The organism is Duncaniella freteri (assembly GCF_004766125.1).
Classification (GTDB): domain Bacteria; phylum Bacteroidota; class Bacteroidia; order Bacteroidales; family Muribaculaceae; genus Duncaniella; species Duncaniella freteri.
On record NZ_SJSA01000001.1, the window covers coordinates 270,766 to 289,590 of the forward strand.

General features: G+C 47.9%; 13 protein-coding genes. 8 read left to right on the forward strand and 5 right to left on the reverse strand.

Annotated elements, in window-relative coordinates; all coding sequences use genetic code 11:
• Positions 1–2 precede the first annotated feature (2 nt).
• Positions 3–1,565, forward strand: coding sequence for an NAD(P)/FAD-dependent oxidoreductase (locus tag EZ315_RS01310; protein WP_135469945.1), 1,563 nt, complete (start codon positions 3–5; stop codon positions 1,563–1,565).
• A 182-nt stretch (positions 1,566–1,747) separates the two neighbouring features.
• On the opposite strand, the gene EZ315_RS01315 is transcribed toward EZ315_RS01310, so the two are convergent.
• From EZ315_RS01315 to nfo, 4 genes are all read right to left on the reverse strand, one after another.
• A complete protein-coding gene (locus EZ315_RS01315) occupies positions 1,748–3,121 on the reverse strand; it encodes an NfeD family protein (protein ID WP_135469947.1) in 1,374 nt (457 codons plus the stop codon).
• Between the two features lie 15 nt (positions 3,122–3,136).
• On the reverse strand, positions 3,137–4,210 hold the full coding sequence (locus EZ315_RS01320) for a lysylphosphatidylglycerol synthase transmembrane domain-containing protein (RefSeq protein ID WP_135469949.1): 1,074 nt from the start codon (positions 4,208–4,210) through the stop codon (positions 3,137–3,139).
• A gap of 190 nt (positions 4,211–4,400) precedes the next feature.
• Entirely contained in the window at positions 4,401–5,747 is a 1,347-nt protein-coding gene (locus EZ315_RS01325; RefSeq protein WP_135469951.1) for an SLC45 family MFS transporter, read from the reverse strand.
• Positions 5,748–5,860: 113 nt separating this feature from the next.
• Entirely contained in the window at positions 5,861–6,703 is an 843-nt protein-coding gene (gene nfo, locus EZ315_RS01330; protein WP_135469953.1) for a deoxyribonuclease IV, read from the reverse strand.
• A 111-nt stretch (positions 6,704–6,814) separates the two neighbouring features.
• Here nfo and hisS point away from each other — a divergent pair, with 111 nt between their 5' ends.
• The 4 genes from hisS to EZ315_RS01350 are packed head-to-tail and all read left to right on the forward strand — an operon-like array spanning position 6,815 to position 10,521.
• Positions 6,815–8,182: a histidine--tRNA ligase gene (gene hisS, locus EZ315_RS01335; RefSeq protein WP_135469955.1), complete on the forward strand. Its 1,368-nt coding sequence runs from the start codon at positions 6,815–6,817 to the stop codon at positions 8,180–8,182.
• A gap of 11 nt (positions 8,183–8,193) precedes the next feature.
• Complete coding sequence (locus tag EZ315_RS01340) at positions 8,194–8,937, forward strand: MlaE family ABC transporter permease (RefSeq protein ID WP_197731913.1); 744 nt, start codon at positions 8,194–8,196, stop codon at positions 8,935–8,937.
• Positions 8,934–9,704: an ABC transporter ATP-binding protein gene (locus EZ315_RS01345; RefSeq protein ID WP_135469959.1), complete on the forward strand. Its 771-nt coding sequence runs from the start codon at positions 8,934–8,936 to the stop codon at positions 9,702–9,704. Before EZ315_RS01340 ends, EZ315_RS01345 begins: the two co-directional genes overlap by 4 nt.
• A gap of 16 nt (positions 9,705–9,720) precedes the next feature.
• Positions 9,721–10,521, forward strand: coding sequence for a TrmH family RNA methyltransferase (locus EZ315_RS01350; protein ID WP_135469960.1), 801 nt, complete (start codon positions 9,721–9,723; stop codon positions 10,519–10,521).
• 64 nt (positions 10,522–10,585) lie between these two features.
• Here the strand turns inward: EZ315_RS01350 and pelA are convergent, their stop codons facing one another.
• On the reverse strand, positions 10,586–11,743 hold the full coding sequence (gene pelA / locus EZ315_RS01355; protein WP_135469962.1) for a pectate lyase: 1,158 nt from the start codon (positions 11,741–11,743) through the stop codon (positions 10,586–10,588).
• A 431-nt stretch (positions 11,744–12,174) separates the two neighbouring features.
• Here pelA and EZ315_RS01360 point away from each other — a divergent pair, with 431 nt between their 5' ends.
• From EZ315_RS01360 to porU, 3 genes are all read left to right on the forward strand, one after another.
• Complete coding sequence (locus EZ315_RS01360) at positions 12,175–13,947, forward strand: polysaccharide deacetylase family protein (protein WP_242452466.1); 1,773 nt, start codon at positions 12,175–12,177, stop codon at positions 13,945–13,947.
• 30 nt (positions 13,948–13,977) lie between these two features.
• Positions 13,978–15,021, forward strand: a complete 1,044-nt coding sequence (locus EZ315_RS01365) for an NHL repeat-containing protein (protein ID WP_135469966.1) — start codon at positions 13,978–13,980, stop codon at positions 15,019–15,021.
• 406 nt (positions 15,022–15,427) lie between these two features.
• Positions 15,428–18,820, forward strand: a complete 3,393-nt coding sequence (gene porU / locus EZ315_RS01370; RefSeq protein WP_170957421.1) for a type IX secretion system sortase PorU — start codon at positions 15,428–15,430, stop codon at positions 18,818–18,820.
• The last annotated feature ends 5 nt before the right edge of the window (positions 18,821–18,825 follow it).

The following is an 18,825-nucleotide window of genomic DNA, read 5'->3' on the forward strand; positions in this document are numbered from 1 at the left end:
TTATGCAAGAAACAATAGAACTACGGGTGGACCCACGTACCGCAGCGGAAGATATGCTGCTGAGAGCTGCGGCATCCACTCATATGAGAATTGATGCCAACCGTATAAAGCATCTCAGAATCACGAAAAGATCGATCGACGCGCGCCAACGCCGCGTAATGGTCAACCTTTCTGTGAAATTATGGGTCGATGAAGAGCCTGAAAACATATCTCTCATAACCCCTGTAAACTATACCCCTGTCAACGGAGACCGACAGGCCATTGTTGTGGGAGCAGGCCCAGCCGGGCTCTTCGCCGCACTCCGTCTAATCGAACTCGGCATTCGCCCAATCATACTCGAACGAGGCAAAGATGTGGATTCACGCCGTAAGGATATGGCAAGAATCTCACGAGAGAATATAGTAGATCCAGACTCCAATTATTGCTTTGGAGAGGGAGGTGCAGGAGCATATTCCGATGGGAAATTATATACAAGAAGCAAGAAACGCGGATCTGTCGACAAAATACTCAACATACTCGCCCAGCATGGCGCATCCGAGGACATCCTTGTGGATGCACATCCGCATATAGGCACCGACCGGCTACCGGCTGTTATAAAAGCCATACGAAACACCATAATAGATTGTGGAGGAGAAGTACATTTCAGTTCACGTGTCACCGAACTTATTATCGAGAATTCGGAAGCCAAAGGTGTTAGGACTGCTGACGGCAAGGCATTTTTCGGACCTGTGATCCTTGCCACAGGACATTCCGCCCGAGATGTCTATAATATGCTCATGAAGCAGAATATCACAATGGAACCTAAAGGTCTCGCCATAGGAGTGAGGCTGGAGCATCCGCAGATGCTCATTGACCAATTGAGATACCACTCACGTGAAGGACGTGGCAAATATCTCCCAGCAGCCGAATATACCATGCTCACACGTGTTGACGGACGAGGTGTCTATTCATTCTGCATGTGCCCCGGCGGATTCATCATCCCTGCGGCAAGTGCTGAAGGCCAACTCGTAGTCAACGGTATGTCACCGGCGAGCCGAGGCACCCGCTGGGCTAATTCAGGAATGGTAGTAGAGATACTTCCCGAGGATATCCCTGACGGAAATACCCCTGAGGAGACAGTCCTCAAAATGATGCATATGCAGGAAAGAATTGAACGTACATTCTGGGAAGAGGCAGGGCGTACACAGAACGCTCCCGCTCAGAGGATGGACGATTTCGTGAATTCCCGTCCATCTGCCGATCTCCCTTCAACCTCCTATCCTCCAGGGATACATCCTGCACGCATTGACCGGCTGCTACCAAAAGGTATAGCCCGCAGGCTACAGGAAGGATTCAAGGATTTCGATAAAAAGAACCGCGGATTCCTCACCCATGAGGCTGTTCTGATAGGAGCCGAAACACGTACATCATCACCTGTGAGAATCCCACGTGACAACGAGGCACTTTCACATATCTCAATCCGGGGGCTTTACCCTTGCGGGGAGGGAGCCGGATATGCCGGAGGCATAGTCTCAGCAGCTATCGACGGCGACAGAGTAGCGGAAGCTCTCGCTGCAACAATCTGACATCCATAACCCTAACTCATATTATAAACTGGGGAAGAGCCAATGCTCTTCCCCAGTTTATAATATCAAGGCTGCCATAACAGTCAGTTCCGACACATCCCATGCCAACACCTACCAGGCTGACATCAGCGAATTTCAACAACCTAAAGTTCTTTGCTTCAAGCATTAATAAACTTCAGCCTTCATGCCTCTTTGACATATATTTGGGCGTTTTCATATTTTGTGACCTTGACACGCGTCCCGGCATGGATGAAACCCATTACAGCGACAGCATCAAGAGTCTCACCATTTATTTCAACTTTCCCGGCAGGACGCATATCGGTAACGGCTACTCCCTCGTGCCCTACATAGCGCACAGGCTGCATATCCACACCTATGAAACCGTCCGAATTACGCAATTCCGTCATCAGGTCAGTGTGCCGGCGCACCCATTTTGGTCCATGCGACGACGTAAGATACCATATGGCAACCACTGCAAGAATCAAACCTGCAAAGAATATACCGAGCGACAACCATAATGACGAAGAACTTGCATAAGTGATGCTGAATGTATAATTCTCAATCAATCCGAATATAAGAGCAAGACTTATGCAGACTATACCTGAAATTCCGGTCACACCGAAACCAGGCACGACAAACATCTCAAGAACAACAAGTATAAATCCTGCCACAAAAAGAAGGATTATCCAGCTGCTTGCTATACCGGTTATATATATCGGCAAAAAATATAGGCATGCTGCAATGATAGCGGCTGCCGATGGGAACCCCATACCCGGAGAGTGCATCTCCATATATATACCGCCCACGATCACCATTATAAGAAAAGCCTGAACGGCAGGATTAGTGAGGAAACCTATCAGATGATCCATCCATGTGGGATGATACTCAATTACAGCATAATTATTGTCATAATTCAATGCCGACAACACCTCGTCAACCGATTCCGCCTTGCCATCGGCATAGCCCCATTTTATAGCTTCTTCAGGAGTGAATGTAAGAACCCTGGTCGAGTCTATCAGCCCATCGACCTCAACACGTGAATCAACCATCGCCTCGGCTATAACCGGATTACGACGCCAACGCAAAGCAGAATCCGATTCTGCGATCTTACCATGGCTCTCTGCTGTAGCACGCATCATAGCCCGCATATATGACTGATATTTGTCGGGCATCGCAGAACCGTCATTGCCATTCACCACAGTGGCAGCCCCCATAGAGGAACCGGAACACATGTACACCGAGTCACACGCAAGAGCAATCAACGCTCCGGCTGATGCAGCGTTGTTGTCGACAAACGCAACCACTGGTCGTGGGAAACGCATAAGGGCTGTACGGATGGAATCGGCATGGACCACAGATCCCCCATAAGTGTTGAGATGAACGAGCAGCATATCGGCTCCCTCCTTTTCAGCCTCATCAAGAGCCTCCCGGGTGTATCGCCAGGTGCTTGATCCAATCTCATCGTCAAGACGAAGCATATACACACAACGCAACTCATCGGCATAAACCGAAAACAGATTGCACAAGCCGATAATTAAGGTCAACAGATATCTCATAAAAAACGTCCGTTATTAAATTTTCTTGTTTCTACGGTTCCTAAATCCCTGTCTTATCCATGCTGGAAGTATGCAGGCTCCGACTATAAGATAGGAATAATAACTTATGATACGCCAGAACAAGGCAAGCACGAGAGCCATACCTTCGCCCGAAATCAAATCCCCATAATAGGTGGTAAACAGCCATTCGCTCACCCCTGCGCCTCCAGGAGTCGGACTGACAATAAGGATGACCCATACCACAAACTGGCGGGCAAGGACCATCATTTGGTCAGCTCCCGGAGCGAATCCGATAAAAAGAGCGCACACCACCAGGAATCTTGACATCCATGAGAATGAAGTCGCGGCAAAAGCCTGAAGCCACCATGCCAAGGACCGATGACGCAGATCCCGCCCGGTCATTTCCATATTCATGCCAAGCTCCTCCACCACAGCACTCCAACGTCGCAACCAACGCATCCGGAATAGACGGTTCAGCCCTCTGCGAATGGCATGAGGCTTTACAAAAATCCCCAGATACAACAGCAACGTCCAAAGGGTAAGCCCTATATATATTATCCAGAATACGGCGCGCAGACCTAAAGTGAACGAACTGCGATCAAACCCGAACAACTGGCTGTAAGGCACTATAAGCATCATTACAGGGAGAAACACCACAAAGAATAGTTCGTCAAGAAACAATGTGCTCATTGTGATAGTAGTGGCACGTCCGAGACCTATACCCTCACGATGCATATACACCATACTCAGCGCACTCCCTCCTACTGCCGACGGTGTAACACAGGAAGTGAATTCACAGAGATAACTGATCTTTATGGCTTTGAGCCATGATAAATCACGATCAGTGAGCACCCTGAACCGCCAACTGAGCCCGAAATCCCTCCCAAGCATGAAAACACAGGCTAGAAATATCCCTCCTATAGCGGCAGGTGTGAACCGGACTGCATCCCATACTGCAGAATCAAACTCCCGGTGAAAGAGCCAGGCAACCACCCCTAACCCTATGGCCACGGGAAGAAAAATTTTCCATGCAAGTCCCAAAAGACTTTTACGCTCGGAAACGTTATCAGTGTCAGCAGCAGAATTCATTTCGCAAAGGTAAAAAAAAGCCTGGATAATGAAGTCAAAACCCTCCAAAAATGTTTGGATACCGGAGTTATAGTATTTATCGTTTACATCTACAATGCAACGAAAGGGCAAACATGAGAATCTTTATCGAACTCATGCTTGCCACTTTTTATATCTCAGATATTGTTCAATACTATTTTGAGGGATGCATTTATATCTCTTCTCCGACAGTCTGGTCTACTGCACGTGCCTCTGCATATGTCTCTTTAATAAAGTATACACATACAGCTCCCATCAGAAGCATTATACCGGCAAGAACAAGCATATTCACCTGACGGCCTCCAAGCAAAGGAAGAATAACACCGCCAACGGCTGCGGCACATATCTGCGGTACACATATTGTACCGTTGAACAGTCCTAAATAAGTGCCCATATTCTTCCCTGAAAGAGAATTTGTAAGAATGGTGAATGGCATCGCAAGCATTGCGGCCCATGCACATCCGATGAGCAGATAGGAGAAGAAAAGTACATACTGGCTGGTTATGAAAAGTGTGGATATGAATCCTATGCCACCCAATACGAGACTGAGAGCGTAGACCATCTTATGGCTCTTGAACATAGGTATCGCCACAGCCCATATCACAGATCCAACAGCCTGAACGGCAAAAAGGACACCAACCCAATTGCCGGCTGCCTGATATGCTGCCGACTTTGTGTCTGTTGTACCCCATACGGTATCGGCAATGGCACCATTAGTGTAAGTCCACATATAAAGGAATGCAGCCCAGCAGAAAAACTGCACAAGCCCGACCGTCCAGAAGGTGCTTGGCGCATTACGGAGAAGAGACATCATTCCCGCCTTCTCTGTAGCCTGTTCCCTGGTGATACCATGGTACTCGGCATACTCCTTAGGCGGCATTTCACGAATAAAGATAAAACTGTATACCACACACAGCACTAACACAGCAGCTCCTATATAGAATGAATATGTCACGCTCTGTGGCACCTGCCCCTCCGGAGCAAGATTACTTATACCTATTGCCGTCAGTGTAATCGGAGCGAGATACCCCACAAGGCTGCCCGCATTGCAAAGAAAACTCCGTATGGAATAAGCAAGTCCCTTCTGCTTTTCATTCACCTGATCACCTACAAGCATCTTGAAAGGCTGCATCGCCATATTGATAGAGGTATCAAGAAACATCAGAGCTATGAAACCGAACACCATTGCTCCGCTCACAGTAAGCCCGAAACTTCCGGCATTGGGAAGAAAGCACATAACGATGACAGCTATAGCTGCTCCTATCAAAAGATAAGGGAGCCTGCGACCGAGACGATTCCAGGTGCGGTCGCTTGCCACCCCAACTATAGGCTGGACTATTATACCCATAAGTGGCGGAAGTATCCAGAAATAACTGAGAGAATGAGGGTCAGCCCCAATTGTCGCAAATATACGCGTGATATTCGCACTTTGGAGAGCATAGGCAATCTGTACTCCAAAGAAGCCGAAACTTAGATTCCAAAGTTTCCAAAAACTTTGGTCCGGTTTGGTTTTACTCATGATAATTTTTTTCGCTTTAAAGTAAGTATGATATTCAGAAATTTATTCCCAGAGGAAATGGAAAGAAGCGAGGGAAAGAAATATTGAGGAGAAAGGAGATATCTTTTGGAAAATCAGTCAGCAAGAGAGCTCAGATAGCGGATTTCATCCGGCCACAAGGATTCGTCAGTAGTCTCAAGAATCAACGGTATGCCGTCCATACGGGAATCCTGCATGAGCATACGCCAAAATCCCTCGCCGAGCACCCCCTGACCAATCGGAGCATGGCGGTCCACACGCGACCCCACAGCCTTGAGAGTGTCATTAATATGCATACCGCAGAGATATTTGAATCCGATAGTGCTGTCGAACTCGGCCCATGTTCGGGCATATGCCTCAGGAGTGGTCATATCATATCCTGCAGAATGGGCGTGGCATGTGTCAATGCACACTCCTACACGTGACTTATCTTCCACACGGTCGATAATTCTGGCTATCTGCTCAAAGGTGTATCCGAGATTGCTGCCCTGCCCTGCCGTGTTCTCTATCACAGCTTTGACTCCTGAGGTCTCATCAAGGATAATATTCAGGGATTCCGCTATCAGATCAAGACATGCATCCTCAGAGATCTCTCGCATGTGACTTCCCGGATGGAAATTGAGCATAGTCAGTCCGAGCTGACTGCATCGGCGCATCTCGTCAAGGAAAGCCGTGCGGGACTTTTCGAGCTTTTCGGCATCAGGGCTTCCGAGATTGATAAGGAAACTGTCGTGCGGAAGAATCACATCAGGCCGGAATCCGCATTCCTCACAATTACGTCTGAAAGCCTCCGCCTCATCATCGCTGATGGCTTTCGACACCCAACGAGAAGGATTGCGAGTGAACAGCGCAAACGACTTCGCGCCGATGGCTCTCGCATTAAAAGGCGCATTGCTCACCCCATTCACTACAGAAACATGTGCTCCTATAAATTTCATTTACGCATTAGTTTTGATGCAAAAGTAAGGAAAAATCACTAACTTTGCAAGAAATTTTCGTTGAAGAAAAAATTCCAGTTTTATTATTCACAAACAGATAAACAAGGAAAAATGGCACAGAAACCCTCCATACCCAAAGGCACTCGCGATTTCACTCCAGCCGAGATGGCCCGCCGCAACTATATATTCGATACCATCCGTGAAGTGTTCCATCTCTACGGATTCCAGCAGATAGAGACTCCAGCCATGGAGAATCTGTCGACGCTTATGGGAAAATATGGCGAGGAGGGGGACAAACTACTGTTCAAGATACTCAACTCAGGTGATTTTCTGCGCGGAATAGACCACAAGCTCATAGAGGATGGCGAATATATCAAACTTGCCTCACAACTCTGTGAAAAAGGTCTGAGATATGACCTCACAGTGCCGTTTGCACGTTTCGTGGTGATGCATCGCAATGATCTCCAATTCCCGTTCAAGAGATTTCAGATCCAGCCAGTGTGGCGTGCCGACCGACCGCAGAAAGGCCGCTACCGCGAATTTTACCAGTGTGATGCCGATGTGGTAGGCTCCGACTCTCTGCTCAACGAGGTCGAACTGCTACAGATGATCGATGAAGTGTTCCGTCGCCTCGGCATACGCATCACCATCAAACTCAACAACCGTAAAGTGCTTGCCGGGATAGCTGAACTAATCGGTGCTCCCGACAAGATAATAGACATAACTGTCGCCATCGACAAGATTGATAAAATAGGTCTTGACAATGTCAAGGCGGAGCTTGCCGAACGAGGCATTCCCGCCGGGTCCATAGAAAAGATAACACCAATAATCACTCTTTCAGGCAGCAATGAAGAGCGTCTTGCAAGCCTTGAAACCCTTTTGAAAGAGAGCGAGACCGGATTGAAAGGGGTCGAGGAGCTACGAGAGGTAATGAACGGCAGTGTTGCCCTCGGTCTTGTGGCTGACCTTGAACTTGATGTGTCTCTTGCCCGCGGACTCAATTACTACACCGGAACTATCATAGAAGTGAAAGCCCGCGATGTGGAGATAGGCAGCATAACAGGCGGCGGTCGCTATGACAACCTCACCGGTGTGTTCGGACTGCCAGGGGTGTCAGGCGTAGGCATATCATTCGGAGCGGACCGCATATATGATGTCCTCAACACCCTCAACCTCTATCCTTCCGATATACTTGGGGTTGCAAAGATAATGTTCACAAACTTCGGTCCAACAGAAGCAACACGTTCGCTAAGCGTGATAAAAGAACTGCGCAAAGCCGGAATACCGGCTGAAATATTCCCCGACAATGCGAAGATGAAGAAACAGATGGGACGCGCCGACGCACTCGGGATCCCATACGTAGGAATAATCGGCGAGACAGAGCTTGCCAACGGCACTGTCACCCTAAAGGACATGGCTACCGGCGAACAGAAGCAATTGACCGTCGGACAACTGATCGAGGAGCTAAACCGTAACTGACAATTATGATCATCACTGATTCTCTCGCCACCTTCGGACGCTACTGTCAGTTCATGTGCAGGGTGTTCTCCATTCCTGACAGGTGGAAGATATTCTTCACCCGCACTGTAGCCGAGATCACCAAACTCGGCATAGACTCTATACCTCTTGTACTTGTCATATCGGTGTTCATCGGAGCTGTATGTACAATCCAGATGCAGCTCAACATCATGTCACCACTTATCCCCGCCTACTCTACCGGACTTGCGACACGTGAAATAATCCTGCTGGAATTCTCCAACTCCATTCTCTGCCTTATTCTTGCAGGCAAAGTCGGCTCAAACATCGCATCTGAGATAGGCACCATGAGAGTGACCGAACAGATTGACGCCCTCGACATAATGGGTGTCAATTCCGCTAATTTCCTTGTCCTCCCCAAAGTGATCGGATTCCTCCTGTTCATGCCGGTGCTCGTTGTGTTCTGTATCTTCACATCCATCATGGGCGGTGTGCTCATATCCACATTCACCGATATCATCCCGCTCAACAGGTTCATCTATGGAATACAGACAATGTTCCAGGAATGGTACGTATGGTACGGACTTATAAAATCACTGTTTTTCTCCTTCATCATCACTTCTGTGGCGGCATTCTACGGCTACTACGTCAACGGTGGTGCGCTTGAAGTGGGAAAAGCATCCACCAATGCTGTTGTTGCATCAAGCATACTCATACTCCTGCTTGACGTTGTACTCACCAAACTACTCCTGCAATGATTGAAGTACGTAACCTCACCAAGTCATTTGACGGAAAAACCATACTCCACGACGTTAGCGCGAAGTTCGAGACCGGCAAGACCAACTTGATCATTGGCCAGAGCGGATCAGGCAAGACTGTGCTTGTGAAATCCATAATAGGTCTCATACGTCCAGAAGTGGGAGAGATACTTTACGACGGACGCGACATCATGAAAATGGATTCGTCACAGATCAAGGAACTCAGAAAAGAGATCGGTATGCTGTTTCAAGGTTCCGCACTCTTCGATTCCGAGACCGTTCTCGGAAATGTAGCGTTCCCCCTCACAATGTTCACGAATATGAGTGCGGCAGAGATCCACGACCGCGCACAATTCTGCATAGAACGCGTAAATCTCAAGGGAGCTGACTCCAAGTATCCGTCAGAGATCTCCGGAGGTATGCAGAAACGTGTCGCCATAGCGCGTGCCATAGCCCTGAACCCCAAATATCTGTTCTGCGATGAGCCAAACTCAGGTCTTGACCCACGCACTTCGATTGTGATTGACGAACTTCTCAGTGATATCACACACGAATATAACATCACCACAATCATAAACACCCACGACATGAACTCGGTGCTCGGTATCGGCGAGAACATTACATTCATAAATAAAGGATACCGCGAATGGGTCGGTGACATGCACCAGATATATCACACCTCCAACGAAGCTCTCAACGAATTTGTCTTTGCCAATGATCTGTTCCAGAAAGTGAAACAGTACGTCATCACCCACGAACATCATTGATTCTCATCTGCCGGATATGCCCGTAATACCCATCGATTCACTCAACAATCCTGGTGTAGAGGTCTATGCATCGCTAACTGAAGCACAGCTGCGCAACCGCCTGGACCCCGGGCGCGGAATTTTTATAGCCGAAAGCCCTAAAGTGATCAATGTGGCGATCCAGGCTGGCTACAAGCCGCAGTCGATACTTTGCGAACAAAAACATATTATAGGTGACGCGTCACTTATAATAGAGCGATTCCCTGACATCCCTGTCTATACAGGCTCGCGTGAAATTCTCGCCTCTCTGACAGGTTATACACTGACACGAGGTGTGCTCTGCGCAATGCGTCGTCCGGCTCCTCCAAGCGTGGAAGATGTGTGCTGCAATGCCAGACGTGTTGCCGTGATCGATGGTGTGGTGGATACCACCAATATCGGAGCCATTTTCCGCTCTGCCGCCGCTCTTGGGATTGATGCAGTGCTCGTAACCCCGACATCTTGCGATCCTTTGAACCGCCGGGCTGTGAGAGTATCGATGGGGACAGTGTTTCTTGTGCCATGGACCTGGATTGACAATGCCTCTGAATTGAAGAAGTTAGGCTTCAAGACCGTTGCAATGGCCCTTACCGATAAATCCGTATCCATAGATGACAAAAAATTATGTGCCGAGCCGCGCCTTGCCATCATAATGGGCACAGAAGGGGACGGACTCCCCCAACCCACCATTGACGAAGCCGATTATACAGCTCGCATCCCCATGGCGCACAATGTGGACTCACTCAATGTTGCCGCAGCCGCGGCTGTCGCCTTTTGGGAGCTGAGAAGCAGAGAATAAACGAAATATTCCCGACGTTCCTATCAATATCCTTGTCAGGCTTACAGCATGACACAGCACTTTCTTACTCGCGGTCAAGGAGCATGATGCCACGCTCATTTCCTCCTGGAGATGACAGGCTGATGCCCTCATCATTACAAGGATCCCACTTATCACACCATTTCTTGTATATATCATACAATCGTGCGGGACCATTGTTATACCAGCTATACCCATTACGACGCTCGTAGCCTATCTGATCTAAATGTCGGCGCGGAATCCCATCCCTGTCACACACATAAGGCTCAGCATATACCAGGTCATAGAACCTCGCCCATACAGGCCCGGCCCCAGGCTCAGAAACGAATCTGGTATCGCTAAAACCATTCTTATTGACCCGCTTGCAACGATATCCTGTAATCTTATGGTCATCAAGCCATCGCATACCTGAATGAACTGCACGTTTTATACGATAATCAGGCTCCGGAATCTCCATCAGGAGAGCAAGAATACCGGTCGATTCTGCCGAACAGTATGATGGGAGCTCATAAGCACGTGCCGGAGCCGGAACATAAGTGTCACGATAATGCTGCTGGCACCACACTGTCAGATTGCCGTTCCTGTCAACAATCTGAGTGGCAAGAATACATTCCACTCCACGGTAAAACGATTCAAACAACCGCTTACGATAATCAGGTGTCAACAGATCCGAATCTCCATCATAAGGAGCATTACCGTACATCAGATCGCGGATAACATTCATAGTGTTGACCATCGCATTGTCATTATACGTAATATGAATCTGATAACCTCGATTCTCCGGCCAGAATTGAGGCCATCCGCCATTTTCATATTGCCCGGACAGAAGAAAATCCACACCACGGCGAAAAGCATCCCTGTACTTCACATCGCCAGTAGCTTTATAAAGCCTGGCAAGATATGCCATCTGTATTGTTGTGGAATTATTGTCGGTTGTGGAATCATTGCGGCGTTTTTTCTCATCAAGGACTCTTGCTGCATCTTTTTCATCAAGAGGCCGCGCCATGTCGATATTCTTTGGCCATCCTCCTGTAACACGCTGATACAATAGCACTTGATCGCCTATGCGGCGAGCCTCTTCTGTCATAAAAAACTCAGGATCAGTATTCAGAATCTCAGCATTCTTCCTTTTTGCCTCCATTATAGGATTGAAACAGGACAATACGAAAGCTACCGCAATAATACACTTCAGATACTTTTTCATGATAATATTTCTTAAACACTGACAAATGTACGTAAAATATTTGAAATAGCAGATATTCTAACTACCTTTGCACCCCTTTTATAATTGTGCAATTTATACTAATCAGTGTCATAATAGAACTATCAATGAGAAAAAAACTTTTTAACAGTCTGTGCTTCTTGGTTTGCAGTCTTTTATTATTGACAGGTTGTGAAAAAGACCAACTTCTACCTACCGATGCAGAAGATGGGAACAAAACAGAAAATGAGCTTCCCATCAGGTTAAATGCTGACGATTATGATTCAGACAACACGTATTACATGCTAAATGATGACGAACCATCAGAAGTATACTTCGACAGAAACCAAAGAAGTTTCTATGTAAACCAGCCTTTGCAAATCTCCCTTGACGATGATCATTACTTTATGATTCGTTTTTACAGCCCGAGGGAGATGTCAAATGTAACTGTATGGGCTAAAATAGACGGTTATGACGAAGAATTCAGATTTATGGAACTGGAAAAAATCATGCCGTTCCAACAGCTCAGAATTAAAATTCCGTTTGCAACGAACGATATCATAGCCCACACACGCAGCGGAAAAAGGATTCTGATAATGAAAAACCCATACCTTACCAACGATAACCTGTCTTTCGAGATAGAAAGTGACGATCCATACTACAAGATATTACAGTCAATCCGCTGTAAGTGGCACATCTCTTTCGGCGGATACAGCGGCGTTGGCCAATGGGGATACAAACTACTGCCACCACATGCACGTGAAGGGGTAGCTCTGGCTCTGAACATGAGCTATATGTACTCGTCAGAGGAATTCGAAAAAGCTCTGAACGAGTTCGGTCCGCTGCATAGCGATGCCAACAAGACAGTCATTGATAAAAATGCATTATTAAACAGGACCCTCAACCATGCCGGACTCCATTTTGGACATTGCGTAGGATACAACGGACTCGGAGGCGGTCAGACATACGGTCTGAACGAATGGTGCTACATTGAGCACTATGCCGACGACACCAATGAGACCCATACCATTTTCCACGAATTTGCTCACTGTCTTGGTTACGGACATAACGGAAACATGACTTACGAACAGACCGGACCCGGATGGATCACACTCTGCGCCAACGTATACCGATCCATGTCTCTGAACAAGAAGCTTCCGGTCTATTCCCGCCGTTTCATGCACACAAGGCAAAATAGGAAAAGATATAACAGCGACATATACCGCGCATCAAAATACATTATAGAGGGACCTGAACTTGATGCTATCGATGGCGGATTGTCACCTATGCGCGGAGCGACAGACATGGGAGGAAACGACGGAAGCCCAGTGTCATTCAAACTGCAATATACCGACGTCCCCGGAGCTACCACCGCAACATTCCGCCCAAAGGATGTATATGCATATGGTGATACATTATACGTGCTTAACGATGCCGACAATCATTTCAGTCTTGAGATTTTCAATATTGCAAACGGAGGCAAAAAGCACATCGGAAGCATTAAAAAGTGGAAAGAGGACAATAATGAGAAAACTTTCGGAGGTCGTCCAAACGGTATTATACGGGCCAACGACAAAATATACATAACCCACGAAGGGAGCCGCACCGAAATCTTTGATGCCAACGACTATCAGTTCATCACGTGTATAGGCAACGGCAAATGGGGCACATCTCTTACTCAGACCGTACACGCATTTGACGTGACACTCTACAATGGACTCGTCATGATACGAGACAAACGCTATGTGGATTTCGCTGAAGAGCAATCAATATCCTCCGGATCGATACAATACATCTACGCACGATCGGAAAACCTTGGCGAGACATCCGGGACCTATGGAATGGCGATGAACGACCGCAACGGTCTTCTGTACACGACACATCCGTCCAGACGTATCGACATATTATCCCCCGCCGATATCCGCGAATGCGCGACACTCAAACGCACAAAACAATTGCCTTACAAAAACGGACCATATGCTCTCGACTTCTACCAAGGACGTATGTTTGTGAGCTCAAACGGTAATGAAAAATTCTGCGAAGTCAATCCCGACACAGGAGAGATCATAAAAGATCTCACCACAATAGGCTCCGTCACACTACAGGCTCCTGAAAAATTCTGCATACGACGGAACACACTGTTCATAACCGACCGCATGAAAAACGCCACCTGTGTCTATGCAATCCCTATGAATGAACTGATATAACTCCAACCTTATATAACAGACTAAAAATATATGAAAATATACTCTTATATTCTTGTCATAATGTTCGGTGTTATGACCGTACAATGCGGCAAAGATGAACTTGAAGACACTCTTCCTAAACAAGACTCAACGGATGACTACAATAGTTACTGGTATTATTCCTACGAAGCAGTAAATAAAATCAATGCTCTGACTCTCAATATGGAGCAGGCTGATGAATTTATCCCTTATACAGTAGCCCATATCGGAGACACCCTGCTTGTAGCCAACATTGGCGGCAAAGGCAACAGCCTTATGCTGTTCAGCCAAAAGGACAACAAGCTACTCTCCACCATTAAGTCGTGGCAATTCGACAATAAGACATTAAGTTTCGGAAGCTGGATAGAAGCTATAGTCCCGGCCGGCGACCGGCTGTACATATCCGAACGCCAGTCACGAATCCATGTATTCCGACTTCCCGATCTTGACTATATCACATGTATTGGCAATGGCAACTGGAATGGACCTGTATTTCAAGCTCAGGCACTAACAGTCAATGATGGTCTGATACTCGCACGTGACAAGAATGGTAAAGTAAGCATCTACAAAGAATCGGATGCCACCAAAGATAATTATCAAAAGACAAAGCGTTATAAACACGTATCCGGAAACGGATCATCAAACAATTCATTTGCCGCCCATTACATGCAGCCTGACGAGGACGGTAGGATACTCCTCTCAGATTATGAAAACAAGATAATCCGCGTGATTGATCCTTCCTTGATAAATGACGATCTGCCCGACAACACTTCAATTGATATCGATGAACTCACTATGGCTCTCGACTTCAAACCCAAAACATTTGCCATATGCAACAACAGATGGTATGTCACCGGCAACAACGATGCCATAAACATATATGACCGCAACCTTCAAGAATGGTGTCGCGCCCTGAAAGCAATCAAAGGATACGCCTTTTCCCAACCAACACGCATCTACGCACAGAACGATTCCGTGCTTTGGGTTTCAGATACACACAGTTCCAAACGGACATTGGTAAAAATGGTGGTCCACAAAGGCGAAATACGTGATTGATAAACGACGACAAACATCGGCAAAAACCGACATTATAGCACCTTGATTTACGGCGAATAGACACGTCATAATCCGCCGTCCGATATGTTCATGGCTGACATAACCGCAAATCAGCGCATATCATAGACAGCGGCAACAGCGCATCCGACGAGAACAGCGCACTAAGCCACAGGTTACATTCAAAGTTCTTAAATGGTTATTGACTTGCCTAATTGACAAAGAGATGATACATTACCAGATTGAAAAATTATAAATACAATATCATTTTCCGAAACATCTGAAAAAGTAGCGTGACTTGGAGCTTTAAGAGGGTCACGCTACTTTTTTGCTGTCGGGACGGAATTCAATGAGCCGTTGCAATAAAGTGTCGCTGGGCCGCGTTAATATGGTTATACGGATCTGTATCATGAATTCACGATATCTACGATATATATTTTTAATTCTGTCGTTATGGGATGCTGCATCGGCTGTTGCTTTCTCCCCTGACATCTATACCGGACATTCTGTGCTGAGCCGGGGCCGCTGGGTGAAGCTCAGCGTGGAGCAGACAGGGATGCATCTCATACCGATTGCCGACATAAGAGCATGGGGGTTCGATAACCCCGGAAATGTAAGGGTGTACGGCTACGGTGGCAGGAGGATCCCTGACAGGCTTTCACTCGAAAATTATATCGATGACCTCCCTATGGTACAGAGCGAGATGACCCCCAGAGGGATTGTGTTCTATGCCGAAGGTCCGCTGTCACGCCACGATAACAGTGACAATACCCATTACCATACCGCCAATCCTTACAGCACTCACGGGTATTATTTCATCAGCGACCGTAATGCCGAACAAAGGTCCATACCGACCGAAGGGGGCACTCCTTCCGGTGAGGGGGTCACCACATTCATTGAAAGTGTGCGCCACGAGCTTGAAGCAGTAAGCCCCGCACACAGCGGACATCTCATTGTTGGCGAGGATTTCAAGTTCACTCCCACGCGGCGTTTCACATTCAACATGCCAGGGAGGTGCGCGGACAGTAACGCCTATATGCGCTGTGAGTTTTTCGCTAAATCGAGCGGTGGCGTGCAACTGACATTCGCGGAGAACGGCAACACTCTGCCGCCACTGACATCTGACCGAGTAGCCGGGACCACTGACTACGGAGAGATCCTCGTGACACAACGCACCCTCGATACACAGGGAGAGAAACTCAACCTCACTATCACGGCTTCTCCCATAGGATCGGTGTCGCTTGCTCATCTTGATAATATCACCATATGCTACCTGCGCGAACTGGCTATGCCGGAATCACGACATCTTGACTTCACTGTGAAAAACTCCACAGTAACTCTCTCAGGAGTGTCGGAGTCGACCCGCGTGTGGGATGTGACAAATCCGCTTAAAGTAGTTAGGATGAAACCTGTCATCTCACAAGGGAACGCCACTTGGACCAATGAGTATTACGGCAAGCGCAGATATGCCGCCTGGGACGAGAATGCGGCACTACCGGTGCCTAAAGTTGCCGAAGTGGTGCGAAACCAGAACATACATGCCGAACCTACTCCCGACATGGTGATTTTCACACACCCTTCGCTACGAGAGCAAGCAGAACGAGTAGCAAGGCTTCACATGGAAGAGCCAGATTCATTGAGGGTACTTGTTGTCAGCACGGATGCTGTAGCCAATGAATTCGGAAGCGGATGTGCCGACATCAACGCCATGCGCCGAATGCTCAAGATGTTCTATGACCGCGGAAGTGACACAAATCGACATAGACTACAGTATGCCTTGATCATGGGAAGCGTAAACTATGACCACCGGAAGATAACCCCAGTGTGGCGCAACAATATGGAGACAACAGTCCCTGTATGGCAGACCGACAACGGACATAGCGAACAGGAATCATACAGCACTGACGATGCCCTGGGTGTACTCGGGGACAACACAGGGCTAAATTTTTCGTCAGCGACCATAAATATCGCAGTCGGCAGAATACCAGCCCACAACCCGGAAGAGGCAAAGGTGTTTGTAGACCGCCTTACCGCCTATAACAAGGCTCCGAAAAGCGGAAGATGGCGCAACCGGATAGTGCTCGCTGCTGACAACGGAAACGATAACATACACATGACACAGACCGAGGATATAGAGAAGAATTTCCGTTCGTTTGCCAAAGGACGCGACATGACATACCATAAAGTATATGTCGATGAATTCGAACTGATCGGAGGTGTAGCGAAACCGGCACGAGAGAAACTTCACAATCTGCTCAACGAGGGTGTGGTGTGGTGGAACTATGTGGGTCATTCATCCCACAACAGCATAGGCAGAGAAGGGTTACTGAACTATTCGGACCTCCAGAAATTATATCTTCGCCGTGCGCCATTCTTTTATGGGGCGACCTGCACATTCGCCCAATGGGACGACGATGAGCATTGCGGAATGGAATATCTCACCCTTTCCGATGCCGGAGGATTGATAGGCGGTATCTCTGCCACCAGGACAGTGTATATCTCACGCAACGGCATACTGACCTCAGCCCTTGGCAAGGAATTGTTCGACACTGACAGCGACGGAAGGATGCGCCCTATAGGAGAGATACTGCGCCGTTCAAAAAACAGAATAGGCGCAGACTCCAACAAGCTCCGATATGTGCTGCTCGGCGATCCAGCCATGAGACTGGCTTTTCCGGAGAATACCGCCACACTCGACAGCATAAATGACAAGGCAGTCACTGCCGACAACGGAGATTCAGAGCCGCCGGTAATCACTGCTCTCGGGAACACAAAACTCAGCGGATCGGTATGCAGCCATGACGGAAATGTCATCGAGTCATTCAACGGATTCATCGAGCTTACTCTCTACGATGCCGAAAGCAGCCACACAACACACGGAAGGGAGAATTCCTCGGGCACAGGAGGCATAGTGTTCGACGAGCAGGGGGAACAGCTCTATACAGGACGAGCCAAAGTTGTCAACGGAAAATGGGAGTGCACAATAATACTTCCTCCTGAAATATCCGATAATTTCCGCAATGCCACCCTGTCAATGTATGCCCAAAGCGATGATGACATACTATTATCAGCAGTGGGAGCCAACCGAGATTTCTATGTGTACGGATATGATGAGAATGCTATCGTGGACGACAATGCCCCGGTGATCGAATCAATGTATCTCAACCACGAGACTTTCCGCAACGGTGATGCCGTCAATCCCACCCCTATGCTGCTGGCAAGAGTGAGCGATGATATGGGTATAAACATGTCACTTGCCGGAGTAGGCCATCAGATGTCGCTGCGCATAGATGAAACAAAGAACCTCAGCGACCTGTCATCGTCATTCATACCCGACATAGACGGCTCTCCGGCAGGCAACATAGCCTATCAGCTGCCGGAACTGACTCCGGGACACCATACAGCCTCACTCAAAGTGTGGGACATAGGAGGAAATTCCACAACTGCGTCAATAGACTTCTATGTGGACCCGACACTTGCCCCAAAGATATTCGACGTTTATACCGATGCAAACCCGGCTTCGACAGAGGCTAATTTCTATATAGCACACAACCGTCCAGATGCCATGCTGAGCGTGAGGATAGATGTATACGACATGTCGGGACGCTTCGTATGGAGCGACACAACCCGCGGACGTGCCGATATGTATCTGACGACACCTGTGAAATGGGACCTCAACAATATGAGCGGCAACCGTGTGGGCCGCGGCATATATGTGTACCGCGCCACCGTGATATCGGAAGGGTCGGACACCACACCCTCCACATCATCGTCAGCAGCCAAACGTATAGCTGTGATGTAACAGGG

Coding starts and splice junctions, on each gene's coding strand:
- EZ315_RS01310 (WP_135469945.1), top strand. CDS start 3: ATGCAAGAAACAATAGAACTACGGGTGGACCCACGTACCGCAGCGGAA.
- EZ315_RS01315 (WP_135469947.1), bottom strand. CDS start 3,121: ATGAGATATCTGTTGACCTTAATTATCGGCTTGTGCAATCTGTTTTCG.
- EZ315_RS01320 (WP_135469949.1), bottom strand. CDS start 4,210: ATGAATTCTGCTGCTGACACTGATAACGTTTCCGAGCGTAAAAGTCTT.
- EZ315_RS01325 (WP_135469951.1), bottom strand. CDS start 5,747: ATGAGTAAAACCAAACCGGACCAAAGTTTTTGGAAACTTTGGAATCTA.
- nfo (WP_135469953.1), bottom strand. CDS start 6,703: ATGAAATTTATAGGAGCACATGTTTCTGTAGTGAATGGGGTGAGCAAT.
- hisS (WP_135469955.1), top strand. CDS start 6,815: ATGGCACAGAAACCCTCCATACCCAAAGGCACTCGCGATTTCACTCCA.
- EZ315_RS01345 (WP_135469959.1), top strand. CDS start 8,934: ATGATTGAAGTACGTAACCTCACCAAGTCATTTGACGGAAAAACCATA.
- EZ315_RS01350 (WP_135469960.1), top strand. CDS start 9,721: ATGCCCGTAATACCCATCGATTCACTCAACAATCCTGGTGTAGAGGTC.
- pelA (WP_135469962.1), bottom strand. CDS start 11,743: ATGAAAAAGTATCTGAAGTGTATTATTGCGGTAGCTTTCGTATTGTCC.
- EZ315_RS01360 (WP_242452466.1), top strand. CDS start 12,175: ATGTCAAATGTAACTGTATGGGCTAAAATAGACGGTTATGACGAAGAA.
- EZ315_RS01365 (WP_135469966.1), top strand. CDS start 13,978: ATGAAAATATACTCTTATATTCTTGTCATAATGTTCGGTGTTATGACC.
- porU (WP_170957421.1), top strand. CDS start 15,428: ATGAATTCACGATATCTACGATATATATTTTTAATTCTGTCGTTATGG.